General features: G+C 64.3%; 22 protein-coding genes. 17 read left to right on the top strand and 5 right to left on the bottom strand.

What is annotated here, in order from left to right; all coding sequences use genetic code 11:
* Position 1: 1 nt before the first annotated feature.
* A complete protein-coding gene (locus AB4Z53_RS06300; protein WP_441595310.1) occupies positions 2–625 on the bottom strand; it encodes an FMN-binding negative transcriptional regulator in 624 nt (207 codons plus the stop codon).
* A 75-nt stretch (positions 626–700) separates the two neighbouring features.
* Here AB4Z53_RS06300 and pdxR point away from each other — a divergent pair, with 75 nt between their 5' ends.
* The 12 genes from pdxR (at position 701) to AB4Z53_RS06240 (ending at position 12,796) form a co-directional block, all read left to right on the top strand.
* Complete coding sequence (gene pdxR / locus AB4Z53_RS06295; protein WP_441595309.1) at positions 701–2,188, top strand: MocR-like pyridoxine biosynthesis transcription factor PdxR; 1,488 nt, start codon at positions 701–703, stop codon at positions 2,186–2,188.
* A 270-nt stretch (positions 2,189–2,458) separates the two neighbouring features.
* Entirely contained in the window at positions 2,459–3,142 is a 684-nt protein-coding gene (locus AB4Z53_RS06290) for a peroxiredoxin-like family protein (protein ID WP_441595308.1), read from the top strand.
* 154 nt (positions 3,143–3,296) lie between these two features.
* A complete protein-coding gene (locus AB4Z53_RS06285; RefSeq protein ID WP_441595307.1) occupies positions 3,297–3,848 on the top strand; it encodes a hypothetical protein in 552 nt (183 codons plus the stop codon).
* A 69-nt stretch (positions 3,849–3,917) separates the two neighbouring features.
* Positions 3,918–4,907, top strand: a complete 990-nt coding sequence (locus AB4Z53_RS06280; protein ID WP_441595306.1) for a threo-3-hydroxy-L-aspartate ammonia-lyase — start codon at positions 3,918–3,920, stop codon at positions 4,905–4,907.
* A 332-nt stretch (positions 4,908–5,239) separates the two neighbouring features.
* A complete protein-coding gene (locus AB4Z53_RS06275; protein WP_113538948.1) occupies positions 5,240–5,902 on the top strand; it encodes a peroxiredoxin in 663 nt (220 codons plus the stop codon).
* A gap of 406 nt (positions 5,903–6,308) precedes the next feature.
* A complete protein-coding gene (locus AB4Z53_RS06270; RefSeq protein ID WP_441595305.1) occupies positions 6,309–7,358 on the top strand; it encodes an MBL fold metallo-hydrolase in 1,050 nt (349 codons plus the stop codon).
* 84 nt (positions 7,359–7,442) lie between these two features.
* Entirely contained in the window at positions 7,443–7,658 is a 216-nt protein-coding gene (locus AB4Z53_RS06265) for a hypothetical protein (RefSeq protein ID WP_441595304.1), read from the top strand.
* Positions 7,659–7,794: 136 nt separating this feature from the next.
* The gene (locus tag AB4Z53_RS06260; protein WP_441595303.1) at positions 7,795–8,310 is read left to right on the top strand and encodes a metal-dependent hydrolase; all 516 of its coding nucleotides are present in this window, start codon (positions 7,795–7,797) and stop codon (positions 8,308–8,310) included.
* Between the two features lie 128 nt (positions 8,311–8,438).
* Positions 8,439–10,172: a methyl-accepting chemotaxis protein gene (locus AB4Z53_RS06255; protein ID WP_441595302.1), complete on the top strand. Its 1,734-nt coding sequence runs from the start codon at positions 8,439–8,441 to the stop codon at positions 10,170–10,172.
* Between the two features lie 582 nt (positions 10,173–10,754).
* Positions 10,755–11,639 (top strand): ABC transporter substrate-binding protein, encoded by an 885-nt coding sequence (locus AB4Z53_RS06250; RefSeq protein WP_441595495.1) that lies wholly within the window; start codon positions 10,755–10,757, stop codon positions 11,637–11,639.
* Positions 11,636–12,343 carry a L,D-transpeptidase gene (locus tag AB4Z53_RS06245; protein WP_441595301.1) on the top strand — a complete coding sequence of 236 codons (708 nt, stop codon included), beginning with the start codon at positions 11,636–11,638 and terminating at the stop codon, positions 12,341–12,343. The genes AB4Z53_RS06250 and AB4Z53_RS06245 overlap by 4 nt, the downstream gene beginning before the upstream one ends.
* Positions 12,344–12,493: 150 nt before the next feature.
* The gene (locus AB4Z53_RS06240) at positions 12,494–12,796 is read left to right on the top strand and encodes a hypothetical protein (protein WP_441595300.1); all 303 of its coding nucleotides are present in this window, start codon (positions 12,494–12,496) and stop codon (positions 12,794–12,796) included.
* A 480-nt stretch (positions 12,797–13,276) separates the two neighbouring features.
* Here AB4Z53_RS06240 and AB4Z53_RS06235 read toward each other — a convergent pair whose 3' ends face one another.
* Positions 13,277–13,879 (bottom strand): class I SAM-dependent methyltransferase, encoded by a 603-nt coding sequence (locus tag AB4Z53_RS06235; RefSeq protein WP_441595299.1) that lies wholly within the window; start codon positions 13,877–13,879, stop codon positions 13,277–13,279.
* 274 nt (positions 13,880–14,153) lie between these two features.
* On the opposite strand from AB4Z53_RS06235, the gene AB4Z53_RS06230 reads away from it, so the two are divergent.
* Positions 14,154–14,816 (top strand): LysE family translocator, encoded by a 663-nt coding sequence (locus tag AB4Z53_RS06230; protein ID WP_441595298.1) that lies wholly within the window; start codon positions 14,154–14,156, stop codon positions 14,814–14,816.
* 142 nt (positions 14,817–14,958) lie between these two features.
* Here the strand turns inward: AB4Z53_RS06230 and AB4Z53_RS06225 are convergent, their stop codons facing one another.
* Complete coding sequence (locus tag AB4Z53_RS06225; RefSeq protein WP_441595297.1) at positions 14,959–15,408, bottom strand: hypothetical protein; 450 nt, start codon at positions 15,406–15,408, stop codon at positions 14,959–14,961.
* A gap of 607 nt (positions 15,409–16,015) precedes the next feature.
* Here AB4Z53_RS06225 and AB4Z53_RS06220 point away from each other — a divergent pair.
* Both AB4Z53_RS06220 and AB4Z53_RS06215 read left to right on the top strand, forming a co-directional pair.
* Positions 16,016–17,245 carry an aminotransferase-like domain-containing protein gene (locus AB4Z53_RS06220; protein WP_291164593.1) on the top strand — a complete coding sequence of 410 codons (1,230 nt, stop codon included), beginning with the start codon at positions 16,016–16,018 and terminating at the stop codon, positions 17,243–17,245.
* Positions 17,246–17,510: 265 nt separating this feature from the next.
* On the top strand, positions 17,511–18,281 hold the full coding sequence (locus AB4Z53_RS06215; RefSeq protein ID WP_441595296.1) for a siderophore-interacting protein: 771 nt from the start codon (positions 17,511–17,513) through the stop codon (positions 18,279–18,281).
* 102 nt (positions 18,282–18,383) lie between these two features.
* On the opposite strand, the gene AB4Z53_RS06210 is transcribed toward AB4Z53_RS06215, so the two are convergent.
* Entirely contained in the window at positions 18,384–19,799 is a 1,416-nt protein-coding gene (locus AB4Z53_RS06210; protein ID WP_441595295.1) for an MFS transporter, read from the bottom strand.
* A 150-nt stretch (positions 19,800–19,949) separates the two neighbouring features.
* Between AB4Z53_RS06210 and gcvA the strand changes: the two genes are divergently transcribed.
* Together gcvA and recX are read left to right on the top strand one after the other, a co-directional pair.
* Positions 19,950–20,894, top strand: coding sequence for a transcriptional regulator GcvA (gcvA, locus tag AB4Z53_RS06205; RefSeq protein WP_291150441.1), 945 nt, complete (start codon positions 19,950–19,952; stop codon positions 20,892–20,894).
* A gap of 148 nt (positions 20,895–21,042) precedes the next feature.
* Positions 21,043–21,597, top strand: coding sequence for a recombination regulator RecX (gene recX / locus AB4Z53_RS06200; protein WP_223727804.1), 555 nt, complete (start codon positions 21,043–21,045; stop codon positions 21,595–21,597).
* Positions 21,598–21,623: 26 nt separating this feature from the next.
* Here recX and AB4Z53_RS06195 read toward each other — a convergent pair whose 3' ends face one another.
* Positions 21,624–22,091 (bottom strand): group III truncated hemoglobin, encoded by a 468-nt coding sequence (locus AB4Z53_RS06195; protein WP_291150444.1) that lies wholly within the window; start codon positions 22,089–22,091, stop codon positions 21,624–21,626.
* Positions 22,092–22,159 lie beyond the last annotated feature (68 nt).

Genomic DNA, 22,159 nt, shown 5'->3' with positions numbered 1-22,159 from the left:
GTCAGACCAGTATCTCCCTGGCGACGAGACGGTCCTCCGGCCGGGCGCTGGCCGCAAGCCCGGCGGCAACGCCCTCCCTGTCCTCGGCGCTGCGGTTCTGGCTGAACTTCCGCTTGCCGTCGAGACGCTCTATCGGCAGCCTGAGGCCGACGATGCCGCGAAGCTGCGCCTTGACGAAGGCGGCGGGCGCATCGCTCACCTGCCAGGGTTCGGCGCGGGCCGTTTCGTGGCGATTGGTCAATCTCGTGACCACATCGAGAAGCCGGTCCTCGTCGGCGAAGAACTCGACTTCGCCATAGGCGTGTACGGCTGAGTAGTTCCAGGTCGGGACGACCTTTCCGTGCTCTTGCTTGGAGGCGTACCAGGAGGGCGTGACATAGGCGTCCGGGCCCATGAAGGTCGCCATGGCTGCACCGATCGCCGGCGTCGTTGCTTGTGGGTTGGCGCGGGCGAGGTGACCGTAGAGCGTGCCATAAGGGCCTTCGTTCCGATTGAGCAGCAGCGGCAGCGGGGTGGCAAGCAGACCGTCGGCCGTTGCGGTGACGAGGGTCGAAAGAGACGCGGCCTCGATGATCGCGTGCAGCACGCTCAGCGTCTCTTCCTTGAAGGCCGGGGGTGTGTACATGATCTCGCTCCTTGTGCTCCCCGTTTCATAGATGCAAACTGGACCGGAACGAATATCCAGTTCCTGCATAAATGAATGGGCCAGTTGGTGACGGAAAAGGATAGGGCCCGAGGCGGGACCACCCGGCGGATTTATGAGGCGTTGAAGGCGCAGATCCTTGCGGGCACCTACGGTCCTAAGGACCGGTTGCCGTCGACGCGGGCGCTGGCGGCCGAGCTCGGCGTGTCGCGCACCACCGTGACGGCGGCCTATGAACAGCTTCTATCGGAGGGGTTTCTGGAGAGCCGGCAGGGCGCGCCTTCCAGGGTGGCACTGTTGCATGAACAGCAGCCCGCCAGGCCGCTTGACGAAGGGACACCTTCAGGGGCGGTATCATTGCCGGCGACGCCCGTTCGCCTTTCGCGATTTGGAGCCACTCTTGCGGAGGGGCCGGTCTGGGCGCCGCCCCAATCCGATGCGCTGGTCGCCGATTTTCGCTATGGCGATCTGTCGGCGGCCGATTTCCCGGCAGAGGCCTGGCGGAGGGCGGTCAATGCGGCTCTGCGCCGTCGGCAGCCGCGCCTTGCCTATGATGACCCAGGCGGATCGGCGCATCTGCGCACGGCACTCCAGGCCTATCTCTGGCGGGCACGGGGGCTCCGGTGCGAGCCTCAGCAGATCATCATCGTCAACGGCTCGCAGCAGGGGCTGGATCTTGCCGCCCGCGTGCTTGTCGACCCCGGCGACCGGGTCGCGGTGGAGGACCCCGGCTATGTCATGGCACGCCGGGTCTTTGCGGCGGCCGGCGCCGAGGTGGTTCCGATTGCCGTCGACGAGGAGGGGCTGCGGACCGATGCGCTTGCAGGGCTCGACGCCGTCAGGCTCGCCTATGTCACGCCCTCGCATCAGTTTCCGCTCGGCAGTGTGCTCTCGGCCCGGCGGCGACAGGAGCTTCTCGCCTGGTCGGGGCAAACGGGAGCCTATGTGATCGAGGACGATTACGACGGCGAATATCGCTACGACATCCGGCCGATCCCGCCGCTGCAGACGATGGCCCATGCGGAGAATGTTCTTTACCTCGGCACGATCTCCAAGAGCCTGTCGCCGATGCTCCGGCTCGGCTACCTCGTCGTGCCGCCGCCGCTCTACCCGGCCTTTGCTGCCGCCAAGCAGCTGGTCGACCGCCATTCGCCAAGTCTCGATCAGGAGGCGCTGGCAGAGATGATCGCCAGTGGTGCCTATGAGCGCCATATTCGCAGGAGCCGACGCAGCAATGGCCGCCGCCGTACGGCGTTGCTCGCAGCCCTCAAGGCTGAGCTTGGCGACCAGGTGACGATAACGGGCGCCGATGCCGGGTTGCATGTCGTCGTCTGGTTCGATCGGCTGGGAAAAGCAGAGGAAGGCCCGCTGATCGCGCGGGCGCGGGCGGCGGGCATCGGTCTCTATCCGGTCTCACCGCTCTATGCGGCTCGCGAAGCCGGCCATCGGCCAGACCGGGCAGGGATTGTCATGGGTTATGCCAGCCTCGACGTGACCGAGATCGGGAAGGGGGTTGCTGCGCTTGCCAGGGTGTTGCGCGGCTAGGCGGTCATCCGCGAGTGCCCGTTGTCTCATTTCCTATCCGATACGAGGAAAAACCTGCAGCAGTTCAATGTGCTTCAGCGACTATTGCGCGTCTTGCGCTGCTGTAGTGTGGCGCTGCCATCTCCGCTATAGTCCTGTCGGTGCCGCCACAGGCGCGAGGTAGCCACGCGCAAAAGGGGGCGGCGGTGACGGTCGCGCGTCCGGCGTGTCCGCGCCGGGATCGATTTTCGAGGGTTTGCCGAAGAGCGGCATAATCAGGAGGCGAGGCCGATGGCAGAACCGCGGGCACGGCCGTTGCAGCCGGGAGAGCCGGCTCCCGACTTCACGCTTGCGAGCGCCAATCGCGATGTGCCGGTTTCGCTTGCGAGCCTGAGCGGACGTCCGTTTCTGATCGGCCTGTTCCGCGGATTGCATTGCCCCTTCTGCCGCCGCCAGCTCCGGCAGTTTTCCGCTGTCGAGCCAGCTCTTCGCGCCGTCGGCGTGGAGACGTTGGCAGTCGTCAACACGCCGGTGGAACGCGCGCGCCTCTACTTCCGCTATCAGCCGACACCGGTCACGCTCCTCTCGGATCCGGAATGTCGGACGCATCGGGATTTCGGCGTGCCGCAGGGCGTATTCCTTTCGCCCGAAAGCGACGAGCCGCCGCAATGGCCCTATCGTGCGAGGCTGGCCGATTTCGAAGCGGCGCGCATCAACCCCACGGGCGAATTGCCGCAAGCGGTGCAGCCGATGCAGGCCAATGATCTGCTCAATGCCATGGATGGCTTCGAGCCCACCGAGACCGACAGCCGCATCTACGCCGAGCACGGCACGCAACTTGTCGGCCACTTTCTGATCGATGCAGCCGGCATAGTGCAGTGGAGCGAGACCGAGGCGCGCTTCGGGCCGGAGGAGATCGGCATCTTCCCGACGACGCGCGAGATCATGCTCGCCGCCGGTAAGGTCGCCGGCTAGCGGCGCGAGGCGGTCATGGAGTGGTCCCCGCCTGCGCGGGAACGCAGCAGTGTGTTCGGCGCGGCGTCCATGGCCGCACGTTACGGTTAGCTGCTTGCGCCCGGGCGGCACCTGCTCATAGTGGGCCACCCTTCGGCGTGGCGGTGTGGCCTTCATGAGATCCCTTCGCATCCATCCCCAGCTTCACGACGTGTTCGGCGAAGAGCAGCCGCTGGCCTATCTGCTGGCGATCTTCCTGTTCGGCCTTGGCGTCGCCGCAGCCTTTACCCTCTGGTCCTGGCCGCTTCTTGCCGTCTTGCCCTGGTGGCGGGCGGCGTTGGCGCTCGTCCTGATGCTCGATATCGCCGCCGGCTGTGTGGCCAATTTCACCCCCTCGACCAACGACTTCTATGCGGCGCGACCGCGCAATCGCTGGATCTTCATCGCCATCCATTTTCATGTGGTCATCGTCGCGCTGCTCGTCGGCACCGGGTTCGATGCTTCGGTGGCTGTCTGGGCCTATACGATCGCTGCGGCGGCGGTCGTCAACGCGCTGGCCGGTCGTGCCGCGCAGACCTTCGTCGGCGGGCTGCTGCTCGCGGTCGGCGTTGCCGGCTTGCCGCTGTTGCCGGAGTTGACGCCAGCGATGACGGTGGTTTCCGGCCTGTTCATGCTGAAGGTACTCTTCAGCTTCGCCGTCGATCACTATCACCGCGCGTCTGCCTGAAACGCCGCATCCTTGCCTTGCACGTCGGCCTTCAATAGCGTCTGATGCGGCAGGCTCAGGGAGAGATTCATGGCAGTTTCAGCGGCAGGCGAGGCATTGCGCATTCCGACATTCGACGACGTGCAGCTGGCCAGGAGCCGTATCGCCGGCGTGGCGCATCGAACGCCGGTGCTGACTTCGCGCACGGCCGATGCCGCGACCGACGCGCGGCTCTTCTTCAAGGCGGAAAACTTCCAGCGCGCCGGCGCCTTCAAGTTCCGCGGTGCCTACAATGCGATCGCAGCCTTGCAGGACGGCGGCCAGAAGCGGGGCGTCGTTGCCTTCTCGTCCGGCAACCATGCGCAGGCGATTGCCTATGCCGCGCGGCTGCAGGGTGTCGCCGCGACGATCGTGATGCCGAAGGATGCGCCCGAAATGAAGGTGGCTGCGACCCGCGGCTATGGCGCCGATGTGGTGTTCTACGATCGCTACACCGAAGACCGGTCGGCCATCAGCGCCAAGCTTGCGGTCGAGCGCGATGCCGTCCTCATTCCGCCGTTCGACCATCCCGAGGTCATAGCGGGGCAGGGTACCGCGGTTCTGGAACTGATCGAGGAGGTGGGCGAACTCGACCTGATCGTCACGCCGCTCGGCGGCGGCGGGCTGCTCGCCGGGTCCGCACTCAGCGCTCAGGCGCGTTCGCCGGGTGCGGTCGTCATCGGCGTCGAGCCGGAGGCGGGCAATGACGGCCAGCAATCGCTCAGGAAGGGTGAAATAGTCCATATCCCGGTGCCGAAATCGATCGCCGACGGCGCATTGACCAACCACATCGGCGAGCACAATTTTCCGATCCTCCGGCGCGGGGTCCGAGAGATCGTCACCGTGAGCGACGCCCAGCTGGTCGAGACCATGCGCTTCTTTGCCGAGCGCATGAAGATCATCGTCGAGCCGACCGGGTGCCTGGCGGCGGCCGCGGTGCTGCAGGGCGTGCTGCCTTGCGCCGGGCAAAGAGTGGGCATCGTGATCAGCGGTGGCAATGTCGACCTCGCGACGTTCGGCGCGCTGCTGCGCGAGGGCTAGGGCCTTCGGGCGAACGCCATGTAGATACGGCCGGAGCGCAACCCGAGCGTTGCAATGGCGCGTCTTTCCGGTTGCCTTCAACGGCAAAAGTGGCACACTGTGCATCGCGCTTTGGCGCCGGGTTCCCCGGCACGGTCCAGGGCTACTGTAATATCTTGATTTTCTAAAAGATTTTTTGCTCCGGCCGTTTGCCGTCGGAGCGTGAACAATGGAAGAAAGCAGAGAGTTACAGCGGCCTGTCGGCGCCCTGCCGGACGCGGCGCTGTCAAGAAAATAGAGCGCTCCCATCGCGCCCGGACGGGCGCGGCGCTCGCACACAATTGGAGGGTATCGTGACGCTTGCAATCAATGACCTCGCACCGGACTTCGAGGTCGGAACGACCGACGGCACGATCCGGTTTCACGACTGGATCGGCGACTCCTGGGCCGTGCTTTTCTCGCATCCGAAGGACTTTACGCCGGTCTGCACCACCGAGCTCGGCTACATGGCGCGCATCAAGCCGGAATTCGACCGGCGCGGCGTCAAGATCATCGGCCTCTCCGTCGATCCGCTCGACCGGCATGCTGGCTGGGCGGCCGATATCGAGGAAACGCAGGGCCATGCACCGAACTTCCCGATGATCGCCGACGTCGACTACACCGTCTCGAAGCTCTACGGCATGCTGCCGGCCCCGGTTTCCGGCGACCCGACACAGCGCACGCCCGCCGACAACCAGACGGTGCGCAACGTCTTCGTCGTCGGCCCGGACAAGAAGATCAAGCTGATCCTCATCTATCCGATGACGACCGGCCGCAACTTCGACGAAGTGCTGCGCGTCATCGACTCCCTTCAGCTGACGGCCAAGCACAAGGTGGCGACGCCGGTGAACTGGAAGCAGGGCGACGACGTGATCATTGCCGGCTCTGTCAGCGACGACGATGCCCGCAAGGTCTATCCGGACGGCTGGAAGGCACCGAAGCCCTATATCCGCATCGTGCCGCAGCCGAAGGGCTGAGACGCAGGATCGGTAAAAAGGGTGAGGGCGAACAGCGCCTCTTCCGCGCGGTGAAGGATATTCCTCTCATCTCCGCGGTGCGGCATCTGCCCCTCATCCGCGCGGTGAGGCCTTTGCCCTCATCCGTCTGCCGCCACCTTCTCCCCGCAGGCGGGGAGAAGGAATTGGCTGCACCCGCTCGCCACCCTCGGCGCCTTTGGAGTAGGCTGGAGCGACCGGAGTGCAAGCTTGGTGCGTCGTTTCTCCCCCGCAAATCGGGAGAGAGGAAATTCGAAGGTGCGGCAACGTTCCTTCGCCCCGCGTGGCGGATGAGGAGTGATCCTTCACCGCGCGGATGAGCGACGGGCCGCCATCGTTCGCCGTGCACCAAAAAGGAAGCCCGCGTTATCCACCAAGGAAGCCGCCGATGATCTTCCGTCAATTGTTCGACAGCGTGTCCGGGACCTACACCTACCTGATCGCCAGCCGTCAGGGCGGCGAGGCGTTGATCATCGATCCGGTGCTGGAAAAGGTCGAACGCTACCTTCAGCTTGTTCGAGAACTCGACCTTCGGTTGGTCAAGGCCGTCGATACGCATCTGCATGCCGACCACATTACGGGGCTCGGGGCGCTGCGCGACCAGACCCATTGCATCACCGTGATGGGCGAGCAGACGGCGGCCGACGTCGTTTCCATGCGGGTGGCGGAGGGCGATCGGGTGTCGATCGAGGGCCTGAGCCTCGACGTGCTCTATACGCCCGGCCACACCGACGATTCCTATTCCTTCCTGATGGGCGGCGACATGGGCCGGCGGGTCTTTACCGGCGACACGCTGCTGATCCGCGGCACGGGTCGCACCGATTTCCAGAACGGCGATCCGCGCCAGCAATATGACTCGATCTTCAACAAGCTCCTGAAGCTGCCAGACGAGACGCTCGTCTATCCGGCGCACGACTACAAGGGCGACACGGTCTCGACCATCGGCGAGGAGAAGCACTTCAACCCGCGCCTACGGGTGAAGTCCGTCGACGAATATGTCGACCTGATGAACAACCTCAACCTGCCGAACCCGAAGATGATGGATGTCGCGGTGCCGGCCAACGTCCATATCGGCCTGCACCAGGACGAGATTGCGCGCCGCGGCTGGGCGCTTTCGGCCAAGGAGGCGCTGGCGCTTTGCGGCCGGGCGAAGATCGCGCTCGTCGATCTCAGGGAAAAGGCCGAGCGGGAAAAGCACGGGGTCATTCCGGGCTCGCTGCACGCGCCCTATCCGGATCTCGCAGAAAACATCGCCGCCGGCGGTGTGCTGCACGAGTTGGCGGAGGCGACGGGCAAGCGCATCGTCTTTTACTGCGCCTTCGGCGAGCGCTCCGCCATGGCGGTGGAAGCGGCCCAGGCCGCCGGCCTCACGACCGCCTGCCATATCGAGGGCGGCATTGCCGCCTGGAAGAAGGCGGATGGGCCCGTGGCCCGTTGACGGTCACACATTGATCTTCCGCGCCGGCGCGCCATGTCCTAACCAGGTCGAAGTGCGTCGAAACGAGCAAGGGCAGGTCTCGCCATGCACAAGTTCTCCGTCAGCGTCGTCAGGGAGTTCGAGGCCGATAGCGCCGAGAAGGCCGCACTCCTGATGTACCAGTACCTGACCCGCGAGCCGGCGCCGCTTTCCTACACCGTCAGCGACGAAACCAAGGATATCACCAGCCTGACGCTCGACCGGGAGAAGGCGGACGAATTCGCCAGCGCCGATCACACGGCGGACCCCGGCAACTGGTAGCGCCCGCTGGCCACGATAGCCGTGAGCAACGGCCACGAATCCGACATGATCGGTTGCAAGTCCTCAGGCATTCGCGTCACGACTGTGCCTGCGAAAGGCGCAGATGGCGCGATAGCGCTTCGGGAGGAAACCGGTCTTGTTCATTGCCCATCTGCCGGCAGGCTATCTGCTGAGCCGCCCCTTTGCGCATCGCAATCCCTCGCAGGCCCGCGCCATCTTCGGCACTGGGCTTGTCTGTTCCGTTCTGCCGGACTTCGACCTTGCCTATTTCTACCTGATCGACCAGCGCCGCGCGCCGCATCACGATTACTGGGTGCACACACCCGCCTTCTGGCTGGTGCTGGCGGCGGCGATCGCGTTTCTCCTCATTGCCACCGGGCGGCGCAATCAGCTCGTGCTCGTCGGCGTCGGGCTCAGCAGCGTGCTTCTGCATCTGGTGATGGATTCGATCGCGGCGGATATCCGTTGGTTCTTTCCCTTCGCCGATCTTCGGGTGAATCTGGTGCATGTCCAGGCGGTCTATCAGCCCTGGTATCTGAACTTCCTGCTGCACTGGACCTTCGCGCTCGAACTGTTGATCTGGCTGGTCGCCGGTCACTTCGCCCTGCGGGATTTCAGGGCGCGGCGCGCAATCGGGACCGGGGCTGCCTGAGGGCAAAAGCACTGCAATCTTAGGGGTTCTACCGCACTCGAAAACAATCGCTTAAGGAATTTATCATACGAATAGCTACAATTCGCATGTATCCCTTTTCGATTTGTTAGCTATAGGTCCCGCCCTCCATGACTGGCCTGCCGTCTCTTTTTTCGTCCGATGCCAAAGCCATGCTCGATGCGATCAACCGGTCGCAGGCGATCATCGAATTCGATCTCACCGGCAATATCCTGACAGCCAACGAGAACTTCTGCCGTGCCATGGGCTATGAGCTCAGGGAGATCGTGGGCCGGCATCATCGCATCTTCGTGCAGCCGGAAGAGGCGGCGTCGGCTGCCTATCGCGACTTCTGGACGCGGCTTGCGCGCGGCGAATATGACCGCCAGCAGTACAAGCGCATCGGCAAAGGTGGCCGCGAGATCTGGATCGAGGCCTCCTACAATCCGGTGTTCAAGGGCAAGACGCCTTACAAGGTGGTGAAGTTCGCGACCGACATCACCGCGACCAAGGCAAAGAGCACGGACGACCAGGGCAAGATCGACGCGCTTTCGCGGGCCCAGGCGATCATCGAGTTCACGCCTGCCGGCGAGATCATCACCGCCAACAAGAATTTCCTGAAGACGATGGGCTACGAGCTCCATGAGATCGTCGGCCGGCATCACTCCATGTTTTGCGAGCCGGACTACGCCCACTCGCCCGACTATGCGGCCTTCTGGCGCGATCTTTCGGCCGGGCGCTTTGCCACCGACCAGTTCATGCGCCTCGGCAAGGGTGGGCGAAAAGTCTTCATCCAGGCCTCCTATAACCCGATCCTCGACGATGCGGGGCGGGTACTGAAGGTGGTGAAGTTTGCGCTCGACGTTTCCGATCGCGTGTTGGCGGTCAGGGAAATCGGCGACGGGCTCGGCCGCCTTGCCGAGTGCAATATCCGCATGACGCTGGACGAGCCCTTTGTCGGCGAGCTCGAAGGCCTCCGGCGCGACTTCAACACCTCGATCGGCATGTTCCAGGAGACGCTCTCGGCGGTGCTGCGCCAGACCCGCGAACTGAACGATAACAGCCATGAGATGAAGGATGCGGCCGAGCACCTGTCCGAGCGCACGCGCCAGCAGGCAAGCGCCCTGGAGCAGACCTCGGCGGCGCTGGAACAGGCGACCGTTTCCGTGCGCACTTCCACCGAAAACACGCAGCAGACGCGGACGCTCGTGCAGAATGCGCGCCAGTCCGCCCATGCTTCGTCCGGCGTGGTGCGTGATGCGGTGACCGCGATGCAGCGCATCAAGGCGGCGTCCGAAGAGATCAGCCAGATCATCGGCGTGATCGACGAGATCGCCTTCCAGACGAACCTTTTGGCGCTCAACGCCGGCGTCGAGGCGGCGCGGGCGGGTGATGCCGGCAAGGGCTTTGCCGTCGTGGCGCAGGAAGTGCGCGAGCTTGCCCAGCGCTCGGCCAAGGCCGCCAAGGAAATCAAGGATCTCATCCACAACTCGGTGACGGAAGTGGCCGAAGGCGTGCGTCTCGTTGGCGACACCGGCAACGCGCTCAAGGAAATCGAAGATTTCGTTGCCGCGATTGATACGCGGATCGAGGCGATCGCAATGGCTGCGACCGAACAGACGACCGGCCTCGGGGAAATCAGCCTTGCCGTCAACGACATCGACGCCATGACGCAGCAGAACGCCGGTATGGTGGACCGCACCGCCGATGTCAGCGTCCGGCTGGCCGAGGGCGCGCAGCGGCTGACGGACCTCGTCAACCGCTTCCAGCTGAACCGCCGCGCCGAGCGGCGCGAGGCGGGCACGGGGGCAGCGATGGGCGGAATTGGCGACCGGCGCCGCGCAGGCGACGCACGGGCGGCCTGAGACTTTATGGAGCGACGGGCAGGGCGAAGATGCCCTGTCGTTGCCGGGCAGGCGGGCCGAGGGTGCGGCCCGCCGCATCCCGTCTACAGCGAGCCGCAAGAAAGAGCGGGCACTGAGCGCCCTTCGGCAGGCAATCCCTTGCGAGCCAGCAGGCACTTCCGCTTGAACGATCGGCGGGCCGGCCATGCAACGTGCGGTGTAGCTAATACGTTGACGAAGCCTGCCGTTCTATGCATCCTGCCGGCCAGAAATGAAGATGCCGGTTACGGCACGGGGAATGGCAGGGCCTGAGGGCCAAAGCATTGATAAGCTTCGCATTCACGCGCGGCGCCGGGCGTCCCATGAGACGCGAGAGGCGGCCGAAGCACTTTGAATGACTGCATGTTTGTCCTTCGGTCGGCTGCGATCCAGGGAAACGTGCAGAGCACCGGCACGCTCCAGCGTTGCCCGGAACACGACATACGCATTCACGACGTCATTCGCATCGATTGCTCGAGGCCGGAGGGGACTGTGAAGGGAAAGTCGAGGTTTCTGCCAGCGGCGCTGGCTGCCATATTCGCCGCATCCGTGGCCCTTCCGGTCATGGCCGCCGACCTGGTGATCGCCATGCCGAACTGGCCGTCCGGCCAGGCAACGGCCAATATCCTGAAGGTGGGCATCGCCAAGAAATTCGGGCTCGACGCCGAGGTCAAGGAGCTCGGCACGCTCAATGCCTTCGTCGGCTTCGAGACGGGAACGGTCGATATCCAGCCGGAAGTCTGGCGGCCGAATTTCGAGGATGTCGTGCGCAAATACGTGACCGACAAGGGTGTCGGCCAACTGACCGAGCGTAGTGTACCGGCTTGGCAGGGGCTCTGCGCCACGCCGGAAGCGGCCAAGACGATCAAGTCGGCGGCTGATCTCAGCAATCCTGACAAGACCAAGATCCTCGACACCGACGGGGACGGCAAGGGCGAGATGTGGATCGGCGCTGCCACCTGGCTTTCGACCGGGATCGAGCGGGCGCGGGCGGCCGGCTACGGCTACGACAAGACGCTGACGCTGTTCGAGGCGGAAGAGGAAGTGGCGATGGCGGCCGTCGATGCTGCGGTCGCGACCGACCGGGCGATGGTGTTTTACTGTTACGCGCCGCATCACGTGTTCGAGTTGCACCAGATCGCGCGGCTCGAGGAGCCGCCGCACGATGCCGCCAAGTGGAAGATCCTGCCGCCGAGCGACCCGCTCTGGGTCTCGAAATCCAGCGCTTCGACGGCCTGGGAGGCGGCGCATTTCCAGATCGCCTATGCCACCGCCTTCGGCAAGAAGCACCCTGACGTGGCGAAGTTCCTGGAGAAGGTGGATTTCTCGCCGGAGGAAGTGACGAAGATGAGCTACGCGCTGGAGGTCGAGCGGCAGGCGCCGGCCGACTATGCCAGGAAATGGGCCGAGGACAATGCGGCGCGCATCGACGGGTGGGCCAAGCCATGAGCGGAAACTCTGAAGACAACGGCCTTGATCACGCCGATCAGCCCGTATGGACACGGCGCAAGCTCGGCGTTGCTGTGCTTGCTGCCGCCCTTACTCTCGGGCCGCTCGCTGCATGGGCGCAGACGCAGATCTACGACGCCCGCACCAAGAAGTGGGTGAACTACGACAAGAAGAAAGCGCGGCAATATTTCGCCCGCAACAATCAGTTGCCGGAAGCCTTCCGCCGTCAGGTGGTGACCTTCCGCACGGCGGAGCAGCCCGGCACGATCATCATCGACGGCAACCAGCATTTCCTCTACCTCGTCCAGCCCGGCGGTCAGGCGATCCGCTACGGCATCGGCGTCGGCCGCGAGGGCTTCGGCTGGGCGGGCATCGTGCGCGTCGGGCGCACCGCGGAATGGCCGACCTGGACGCCGCCGGCCGAAATGGTGGCGCGCGACCCGAATGCGGCGAAGTGGGCGGCGGGCATGCCCGGCGGGCCGGACAATCCGCTCGGCGCCCGCGCGCTCTATCTCTACGAGGGCGACCAGGACACGATCTACCGCATCCACGGCACGGTGGAGCCCTGGACGATCGGTCTCGACGTTTCCTCCGGCTGCATCCGCATGAACAATGACGACGTCATCGACCTGCATTCCCGCATCGCGATCGGCGCCAAGGTAATCGTGCTGATGCAGGGAGCGGCGCTCTACAAGGGCGTTTGAGGCTGGGGCGTTTTTGCGGCAGGGCGTGAGCGGGCGGCTCGCGTCGAGGCGTCGTGATGAATTCTTCCGGCCGCCTGGGGGCAGGCGCGGCCGGGCAGGAAGCCAGGGACAGAAAAGATCCGAAGGGGAGGACAGTTGGTGAGCGAGGGGATGTTGCGTATGAAAGGCCTTGTTCTGGCGCTGGCGGCCATGGCCGCGATTAGCGGCTGTCAGTCGCCACCCAAGCCTGAGGATATGGCCCGCACCAGCCTGCAGACGGCGCCGGCCGACCTGCAGTTGCTCTGCGCCCATGCCGCGGCCGGCGCAGCGATGGTCGACAGCGCCAAAGTGCTGCCGACCAGTTCGCGGGCACTCGACGCGACTTCCTATAGCGTCGATCTCGACGCCGGCGGCCGCAAGTATAGTTGCGTCGTCGATACCACCGGCAGCGTGAAATCGGTGACGCCGGTCTAACCGAGCCGGCTTCAGGGTGCGCCGTTCCCACTACAGGGTGACCTCGATCGCCAGCCCGCTATGCGGGCTGGTGTTGCTTCTTCGTGTCCGAGGCCTTGTGCTAGCGCTCAGCACCTGGAGGTTGCGGCACGCTTGAGAAGCGGGAGATTTATTGTTTGTGCGTCGCGGCAATAGATGCTGCATTGCAAGAATAACTTCCTAGAGCGACGTTGCTATCTGAAGTATATTTCGTGTCCGGCTTTCATTTCCAGCAAATCTGTGCTCTCATAGGTTTAGTTGGAAGGAGGAAATGCCATGCTCTCATTCTTTGAGCACTTCGCACTTTTCGACGCCTTGATCGTTGCTGCGATCTGCACGCTTCTGATCCTGAGTTACTTCAGCCGCGAGGCTTGAGGACGCGGGGAAGAAGAGCAAATCAAAGTATTGCAGCGACCTTTGCGCATATGATGAGACGCGCGGCGCTGCAGGGGCTGAGCCTTCTCAGGCTGCGCGCCTTGCCGAGACATGCAGCCAGCGGGTCGGTTCGCCGTCATACCCGCCGCCGTCGGCGTCGCTGATATCAACCTCGGGCCAGCCTGCGTGTTTGAAGCAAGCCCCCAGCCAATCGGCTGAGGGGTAGTTGAAGTAGCGGCCGAAGCGGTCGTGGCCTTCCGTCTCGCCTGCCTTGAAACTCGCCTGCAGAAAACCGCCCGGCTTCAGCGTCCGGCGAATGCGCGTGAGCACGTCGGCAAGCTCCGTGCGCGGCACATGCAAGAGCGAGGCCTCGGCCCAGATGCCGTCGAACCGTTCTTCCCAAACGATCTCCTGAAACCTTGTCACTTCGACCTTGCGGCCGATGCGCAGTTCGGCTTCCCGCGCGAGATCCGCCGAGCCGTCGCAGGCGGTGACGTCGAACCCGTGCTCCAGAAAAATGAGACTATCGTGGCCGCCGCCGCAGCCGAGGTCGAGTACGGCAGCGCCCGGCGACAGTCGACGCATGAAGGCCTCAAGGCGAGCGGTCGGCGGCTTGCGTTCGCGCGCCGCATAGGTGGCGGCATTGTCGCGGTAGAAGGCGAGGGTGTCGTTCGTTTCGGATTTTGTCATGGGTGCTTTTGGGATGTCGATGCTGCAGGAGACGGGGAGGAAAGGCTGGGGAAGGGTGGGCGTCCCGCCTTCCATTGCGGGATCTGCAGACGTCGAGGTTTTCCGCTCACCATTCCTTCCCGCCGAAGTCCTCTGCCGGCGACGTTTTCGCACAGACTAGACGAAGATGGCGGCAGGCGAAGAAAAAAGTCGGCCCGCCGTCACCGCGCGGCTGATCGACAGGCCGGAAGCTTCCGGCTAAGCGTGTGAATGCTGACCCGAACCGGAATCTCCGATGGCCGATCTTCCCATTCTCCTGACCTTCGTTGCCGCACTATTCGTTCTCGAAATCACGCCCGGTCCGGACATGATGCTGGTTCTCGCACGCGGGATCGGGCAGGGCCGCCGCGTGGCGCTGCTGACGGTCGTCGGCATGGTGTTCGTTGCGGGCGTGGTGCAGGTGAGCCTGCTGGTTCTGGGGGTCGCCTCGCTGCTGAAGGCCTATCCCGCCGGTCTCCTGTTGCTGCAATGGGTGGGCGCTGCCTACATGCTCTATCTCGGTGCACGGATGGTCTCGTCGAGTTTCGGCAAGGCTGCCACCAAGAAGCGGCTGGCAGCGGCCGACGTCTCCGATTGGCGCGCGGTTCGCGAGGGAACGATCAACAGCCTGACGAACCCGAAGTCGCTGCTCTTCATGTTCGCTTTCCTGCCGCAGTTCGTCGACCCGGCTGCCGGCCCGGTGTGGCTGCAGCTTGCCGTGCTCGGCACCGTGCAGAAGCTTGCCGGCATCCTTTCGCTCGGTTCGGTCGCGCTCGCTTCGGGTACGGTCGGGCAGGCGCTCTACCGTTTTCCGACGCTGCTCGTCTGGCAGCAGCGCTTCACCGGTGCGGTCATGCTCGGGCTCGGTTTCCGGCTTCTGTTCACAGGCAACGCCAGCGCACCTGCGGTCAGAACGTGACGCGGCGCCTGCCCCCGCTGATGGCGGGGACAGCGCATTGGGCGATCTGGCGGCAACAGGTCGAATGCCCGGCGGAATGCCGTGCTCTCAATCGTCGTGTTGGTCGTGGCCGGTTGCTGCGAGACCGATCCTTCCTACGGCCTCACTTGGCCGCCTGGGTGGTGCCGAGGACGTAGTCTCCGTCCCAGTGCCAGATCTGCTTGTCGTCGACCGTGACCTTGACGATCGCCTGGAAGCCCGCGAGCGTGCCGCTGCCGGCATGGAACGCGCAGGTGCCGAGCGGCGGCTTGGCCGTATCGTAGACGACGCAATATCCGAGCGCCGAGTCACCGTTTCCAACCGAGATGACGGCGGTGCTGCTGGAGAAGAGGGGATTGGCGACCACCGGTCCATAATAGAGGATCTTGGTGCCAGCCGGGATCGCTTCGAGGTTCGACTCCGTGATGGTGCAGAAGCTCGGGGTGTCGCCGGTGAACTGGCTGCACTCCTTGGCGATCTTGAGGGGGTGCGTTTCCGGTGCTGCGGGTGCGGCGGACGCCGCTTGCGCCAGCGCGAGGATCGCGCCAGCTGACAGGATAAACAGTCTGCTCATAGCCTAGTCCCTCCGGTCGAATTGAGGGCCGGAATTTTACTCCTCAGCTAAACTGCCGGCAATTTGCCCCTTTGGATCATAGGCTGGCGAACCGATCCGATGGGCCCCAGCAGGACGTCATCCGCAAGCGCCGTTCTGCGAGGTTGAAGGGGCAGGGGTATCGTGCGCTTGCTGCCGCCAAGCCGGTGTCCGTCCCGAAGGACGCACGGACATGAAGGACGATCACGGGGCACGTGATTGTGCGCCCAGCTTGGGGCGAGCGGCAGGGATCTCCCCTGTCAGGCTCTGCTTGCATTGCGGCGGAGTGCGTGGCATTCCGGTTGAACTGACGTAACGTCAGGTCCTGGACGCAACGTTCGAAGTGGCCAAAAGCCCGAAAAAAGCACGGAATTAGGTCAATAATATTGACATAAATTAACCGTCGTGGTCCTGTCGCATCACCGTCCAGAGCATCCTGCTTTCAAGGGGGATCGCTCGAAGCGGAAAGATGCTCTAACAAAAAACCAGAGCGTCCTTTGTGCGTTCACACGAACGCACGGCGCTCTAGAATGACGCGGGAGGAAGCGGAGAACCGCTTTCCGCACTATAATCTCTGAGGAAACGACCCATGCTGGATTGGGAACATATCTTCGCGACGCGCTCGAGCCGGATGCGCGCCTCGGAAATCCGCGAACTCTTGAAGCTGCTCGACCGCCCCGACATCATCTCGTTTGCCGGTGGCATTCCCGATCCGGCGCTGTTCCCGGATGCGGAATTCAAGGACGCCTATGCGGAAATCTTTGCCGGCCCGACCGTAGGCGCGGCGCTGCAGTACTCGGTCAGCGAAGGCTACAAGCCGCTGCGCGAATGGCTCGCCAAGCAGATGGCGGCGCTCGGTATTCCCGCTGGCGTCGACAACATCTTCATCACTTCGGGCTCGCAGCAGGGCCTAGACTATCTCGGCAAGCTGTTCCTGTCGCCGAACGACACGGCGCTCGTCACCTGGCCGACCTATCTCGGCGCGCTGCAGGCCTTCAATGCCTATGAGCCGACCTACGACCAGCTGAACCCGAACGGCAACCGCACGCCGGAGGCCTACCGCCAGGCGGCAGGCGAAGCCGGCGGCCGCGTCAAGTTTGCCTATCTTTCTGCCGATTTCGCCAACCCGACCGGCGAGACCGTGGACCGGGCTGGCCGCGAGCGCGTGCTGGCACTGGCCGAAGAGCTCGACATTGCCGTCATCGAAGATGCGGCCTACCAGTCGCTGCGCTACGACGGCGAGCCGATCCCGCCGATCCTGGCGCTCGAAATCGCCAAGAAGGGCGACATCAACAACACCCGCACGATCTATTGCGGCTCGTTCTCCAAGACGCTCGCTCCCGGCCTTCGCGTCGGCTGGGTCGTCGCCTCGGACAAGGTGATCCGCAAGCTCGTCTTGATGAAGCAGGCCGCCGATCTGCACTCGTCGACGATCAACCAGATGGCGATCTGCACCGTTGCCGAGCGCGGCTTCGACCAGCAGGTGGCCAAGATCCACCGGGTCTACAAGCAACGCCGCAACGCGATGCTCGCAGCGCTTGCAAAGTACATGCCCGAAGGCGTTTCCTGGACGAAGCCGGAAGGCGGCATGTTTGTCTGGGTCACGCTGCCGAAGGGCATGGATGGCGCAGCACTGCTGGCGAAATCGATCGAGACCGCCAAGGTCGCCTTCGTTCCCGGCCGCGCCTTCTTTGCCGACGGCTCGGGCGAGAACACGCTGCGCGTTTCCTTCTCCTGCGCCAACGAGCAGATGATCGACGAAGGCATCCGCCGTCTCGGTGACCTCGTGCGCGGCGAAGTCGCGGCTCTGGCCGCCTAAGGCCTCGAACGCTCCTGTTTTGAGAAACGCGTCCGCTCCGGCGGGCGCGTTTTCTTTTGTCTGGTAAAACCTTCCTGTTTTAGTCAAGATGACGCATTGATCGAAGCGGGGCCTTCCGATAGTTAGAACGTGACATGACCGGGCCACTCCCGGCCACGTAAGCGTTAACGTCACTCAACGCGTATGATCGAACGGCCAGAAGCGGCTTCGATCTGCGCGACTGTGTCCTGCGGATCGAGCTTTCAAGGCCCTCCAAAGGATGCAAATGGACAATTCTCCCACCTATTCCGATCTCCCTCAGCCGCGCATCGAGCGTGTTCGCCATGAGCTGAAGCGCCGCTCGCTCGTCGTTTCCGGCATTGAACGGGTGACGCCGGGCATGCTCCGGATCACGCTTTCCGGCGAGGATCTCGCCGACTTCGTCAGCCTCGGGGCGGATGACCACATCAAGGTCTTCGTGCCGGGCGCCGATGGCACCGAAGAACGCCGGGGCTATACGCCACGGCGCTACGACAACGACGCACGCATGCTGGCGCTTGATTTCGCGCTGCACGAGGCGGGCCCTGTGACCGCCTGGGCGATGGCGGCCTCCGTAGGGGACAAGCTCGAAATCGGCGGGCCGCGCGGTTCGGCGGTCGTGTCTGGAGATTTCAGGCGCTGGCTGCTGATCGGCGACGAGACGGCACTACCGGCGATCGGGCGGCGGATCGAGGAGACGCCGGCCGGCCATCAGGTCACCAGCATCGCGGCTGTCACCGGGCTGGACGAGCGGCAGAAATTCCGCACCGAGGCGGCGCTCACCACCCATTGGGCCTATCGCCCGCTCGTTGAAGCGCACGATCCCGGAGCGCTGCTTGCGGTCGTGCGTCAGGTTCCGCTCGAGCCCGGCACCTTCGTCTGGGTCGCGGCAGAAGCGACGGTGACGCGGGCGATCCGCGCCCATTTCGTCGAGGAGCGCGGCCTGCCGCTTTCCTGGCTCAAGGCCTCCGGCTACTGGGTGAAGGGCAAGGCGGACAGTACCGAGAAGTTCGAATAGCCGCTGGACGTGGGGTCGATCGCCGAGGACAGCCTGGCGATCGACCACGTTCGCTTGCCGGGCGCTCCGCTGTAGCAGGGCCGCAGCCGGCGTCGGGCTTACTCAGCCGCGGCGATTGATCAGCTGCGCAAGCAACGTCAGCACGGCGAGTGCGAGGATGACGACAACGCCGGGATAGAGCATTGCAAGCTCGGTGCCGGGCGTGATCGCAGCGGTGACGACGGCAAGGCCGCAGGCGCCGCCGACCTGCAGCGCGCTGTTGAGCAGACCGGCGGCAAGCCCCTGTTCCTCATCGGCGACGCCGTTGGTGCCGGTGACCATCAGCGCCGAGATGCTGAGTGCAAAGCCGATGCCCCAGAGGAGCGAAGCCGGCAGGAGCACGGTCCACAGATCGGGCGTCGGGCCGATGCGCAGCATCATGAGATAGCAGGGCACGAAGGCCACAAGGCCGACCATCAGCACGCGGTTGACGCCGAAGCGGTTCATCAGCGCGCCGAGCTTCGGCCCGAGGATGACGACCATGAGGCCGGCCGGCAGCAGCACCAGCGCCATGTGCAGCGGTTTCCAGCCGTGCAGGTTCTGCAGGTAGAGCGCCGTCAGGAACTGAAAGCCCATGGCACCGCCATAGAGCAGGGCGGCGCTGACATTGGCTGCAACCAGGCTTTTGTTGCGGAAGATCCCGAGCCGGATCAGTGGCTCGGCGACACGGCGCTCGATCAGCACGAAGGCGGGGAGGAGCAGGGCGGAGAGCGCAAGGCCACCGATCGTGCGCAGCGAGTTCCAGCCGGCATCGGCCGTCGCGGCGACGGTGAAGACGAAGAGCAGCATGCCGGCGACGAGGGTGACGGCGCCGGCGATATCGGGCCGCAGGCGTGCGGTGCGCGGCGGGTCCGGCGGAAGAAATCGCAGGGCGGCGATCATCAGGAGCACGGCGATCGGCGCCGGCAATACGAATATGTACCGCCAATCGAGCCCGGCGAGCAGGCCGCCGACGATAAGGCCGGAAGAGTAGCCCGAGGCTTCGAAAAGATTGAAGATGCCGAAGGCCTTGTTGCGGTGCGGACCTTCGGGGAAGGTCGTAGTCAGCAGCGACATGGCGGCCGGCCCGGTAAAGCCCGCCGTCATGCCCTTGATGAAGCGTGAAACGATCAACAGAAACGGATCGTTGGTGACCGTGCCGAACAGCGACACCACGGCAAAGACGCCGAGCCCGGCCACCAGCACGCGCCGGCGGCCGAAAAGGTCCGCGCAGCGCCCGCCGAGCAGCAGGAAGCCGCCAAAGGCGAGGATATAGGCGCTGACCAGCCATTGGGCGGTGGCGGCGCTGATGCCGAACTCCGCCTGGATTTCGGGGATTGCCACGGCAATCATCGAGATATCGAGCCCATCGAGCAGGATCACCCCGCTGAAGATGAAGAGCGCCACCCAAAGGCGGGGCGGCCACTTGAGCGCATCGCTCCGGCCGACCGGCGGGTCGCCGACGGCCCGCTCGTCGCTCGGGGTCAAGCCAACTGACATATATTCTCTCCACGGAAATGGGGCGTCGGCACGCGGACATACGCGGTCCCGATCACCCGGATCATCAATGCGTCAGATCTTCCCCGATTGATCAAACTATGAAAAACAAGTAGTTCTCGATTGATCGTTAAACTAGGCTTGAAGATCTCCATGAGCCGAATGCTGCCAGGGACGCGCGCGCTGAGGACATTCGAGGCGGCCGGCCGCCATCTGAACTTCACCCGCGCGGCCGACGAGGTGGGGCTGACGCCGGCGGCCGTCAGCTACCAGATCAAGGAAATCGAGGATCAGCTTGGCCTCGTGCTGTTCACGCGCACCAGCCGCAGCATCCAGTTGACACCGGCTGGCGCGGTCGTGTTCGAAGCGGCCGTCCAGGCGCTCGAGACCTTGCAGGGGGCAGTCGGCCGCGCCCGCAGGATGGCGCGTGGCGCCCGGCAGCTGCGCCTGTCGCTCAGCCCACGTTTTGCCACCAACTGGCTGCTGCCGCGGCTGTCGCAGTTCCGCGCCGCCCACCCGGCGATCGAGCTGACTTTCGACATCAACGACGAGGTGAGGGACCTTGAAACCGAAGATGTCGACATCGCCATCCGCTTCGGTTCCGGCCGCTATGCGCAGATGCGGGCGGAGCGGCTGTTCGAGGCGGTGATTGCGCCGGTTTGCAGCCCAAAGCTGATTTCCGCCGGCAGCGAACCGAAGAACCCGCGCGATCTCTTCGGCCATACGCTCTCGCACGTCGAGTGCTACACCGAAGGCATGCTCTGGCCGAACTGGCGCATGTGGATGGCGGCAGCCGGCATCGACGATTTCGACGACAGCCGATGCGTCGCCTTTTCCGACACGAGCCATGTGGTGGAGGCGGTGATCGACGGCGGTGCCGTCGGGCTCGTCGACCTGGCGATGATCAAGAACGAACTGGCGGAGGGCCGTCTGGTGCGGCTGTTCGACATCGGCGTCAGCCTTGGCGGGGACTATGCCTATCACCTGGTCTATCCCGAAAGCGCGAGCCAGGATCCGCGGATCATGGCCTTCAGCGACTGGCTGCTTTCGGAAGTGGGGCGGGCAAAGGCGGCGCCGGCCTCGGAAATGGCCGGCTGACGTTGCTGCCGCGGCTCGCGGCCGAAACAATCCGGGAAAAGTGGGGCACGGGCCCTCCCGCGCAATTGCCTTGCTTCAGGGAGTCAGGTCATTTCTCCCCTTCAATGCGACCTTCCTTGATTGGGCGAGGGACGAGACGGATTTGGACCTGGAAGACGAGACGGATCAATCGGATCAGCCGACGCCGCGCATGTATGCCTGGGCGCGCAATTCCGCTGCCTATCGCCTTCATCGCCAGATGCTGACGGAGAAGCAGCTGTTCGACGCGATCGCCCGCAAGGCGCGGGAGAAGTTCGAGGATATCAGCGTCACCCAGGTGGAGCTGCTCGCCGCTGCCGCCGTGACCTTCGGCTATGACAACGGAGCGCTCAACGATGCCGCCTATGCCGAGGTCAAGACCCGGTCGGGCATGCGGGGCGGAAAATCCAAGCGCGCGATCGCGCAGAAACTATCGCAGAAGGGCGTAGCCAAGGGCGATGTCGCCGCCGCGATCGCAGAGGCCGACGATCTCTACGCCGCCGTGGTGCTTGCAAGAAAGCGCGCCTTCGGTCCGTTCCGCAAGGTCGATCTCGACGAGAAGCGCTCGGCAAAGGAGCTCTCCGCCTTTGCGCGAGGCGGCTTCAGTTTCGAACTGGGCAAGCGGGTCTTTTCGATGTCGTTCGACGAGGCCGAGGAAATCCTGATCGAGGGCCGCTCGCTCTGAAGGCCCGCGGCCCTTACGCTGGCGCTTCACCCGCGTTTCAGCGCGGGGTCGTCGAGCGCGGGATTGTAGAAGAGGGACAGTGTCAGGCTGCGGGCGATGCGCTCGGCCGTGGCCATGAACCAGGCCTTTGCCTCCTGATTGGGGGCGATGTCGTCGAGCGTCGTTGAGAAAAGCGCCAGCCATTTCGGAAAGAGATCGGGCGTCATGTTGGCAACGCCGACATGAGCCTGAACCGGCTTGCCGCCATAGGCGCCGTTGCGGAAGGCGACGGCCGACCAGAAGCTCTTCATCTTTTCCATGTGCTCGGGCCAGCGCCCGGAAAGGCGCGCGTCGAAGACCGGGCCGAGCTCCGGATGGGCGAGCACCCGACCGTAGAACGTATCGACCAGATGGCTGATGAAGGCGTCATCGACGCCGATCGCCTTCATTTCGGCTTCCGCCCGATCGCGGATCGCCGCGACATGGGCGGCGCGGCCCTGCAATTCGTCGTTCATCTCTTTACCCCGGCATGGGTTCCTGGTTTGGGCCACTCGGCTTTGCCGGCCTCATATAAGCGCTGGTG

This window comes from Ensifer sp. 2TAB8, from assembly GCF_052115125.1.
Lineage (GTDB): Bacteria > Pseudomonadota > Alphaproteobacteria > Rhizobiales > Rhizobiaceae > Ensifer.
Note: the sequence above shows the minus strand (reverse complement) of the source record. Positions and strands in the feature narration are given on the sequence as shown.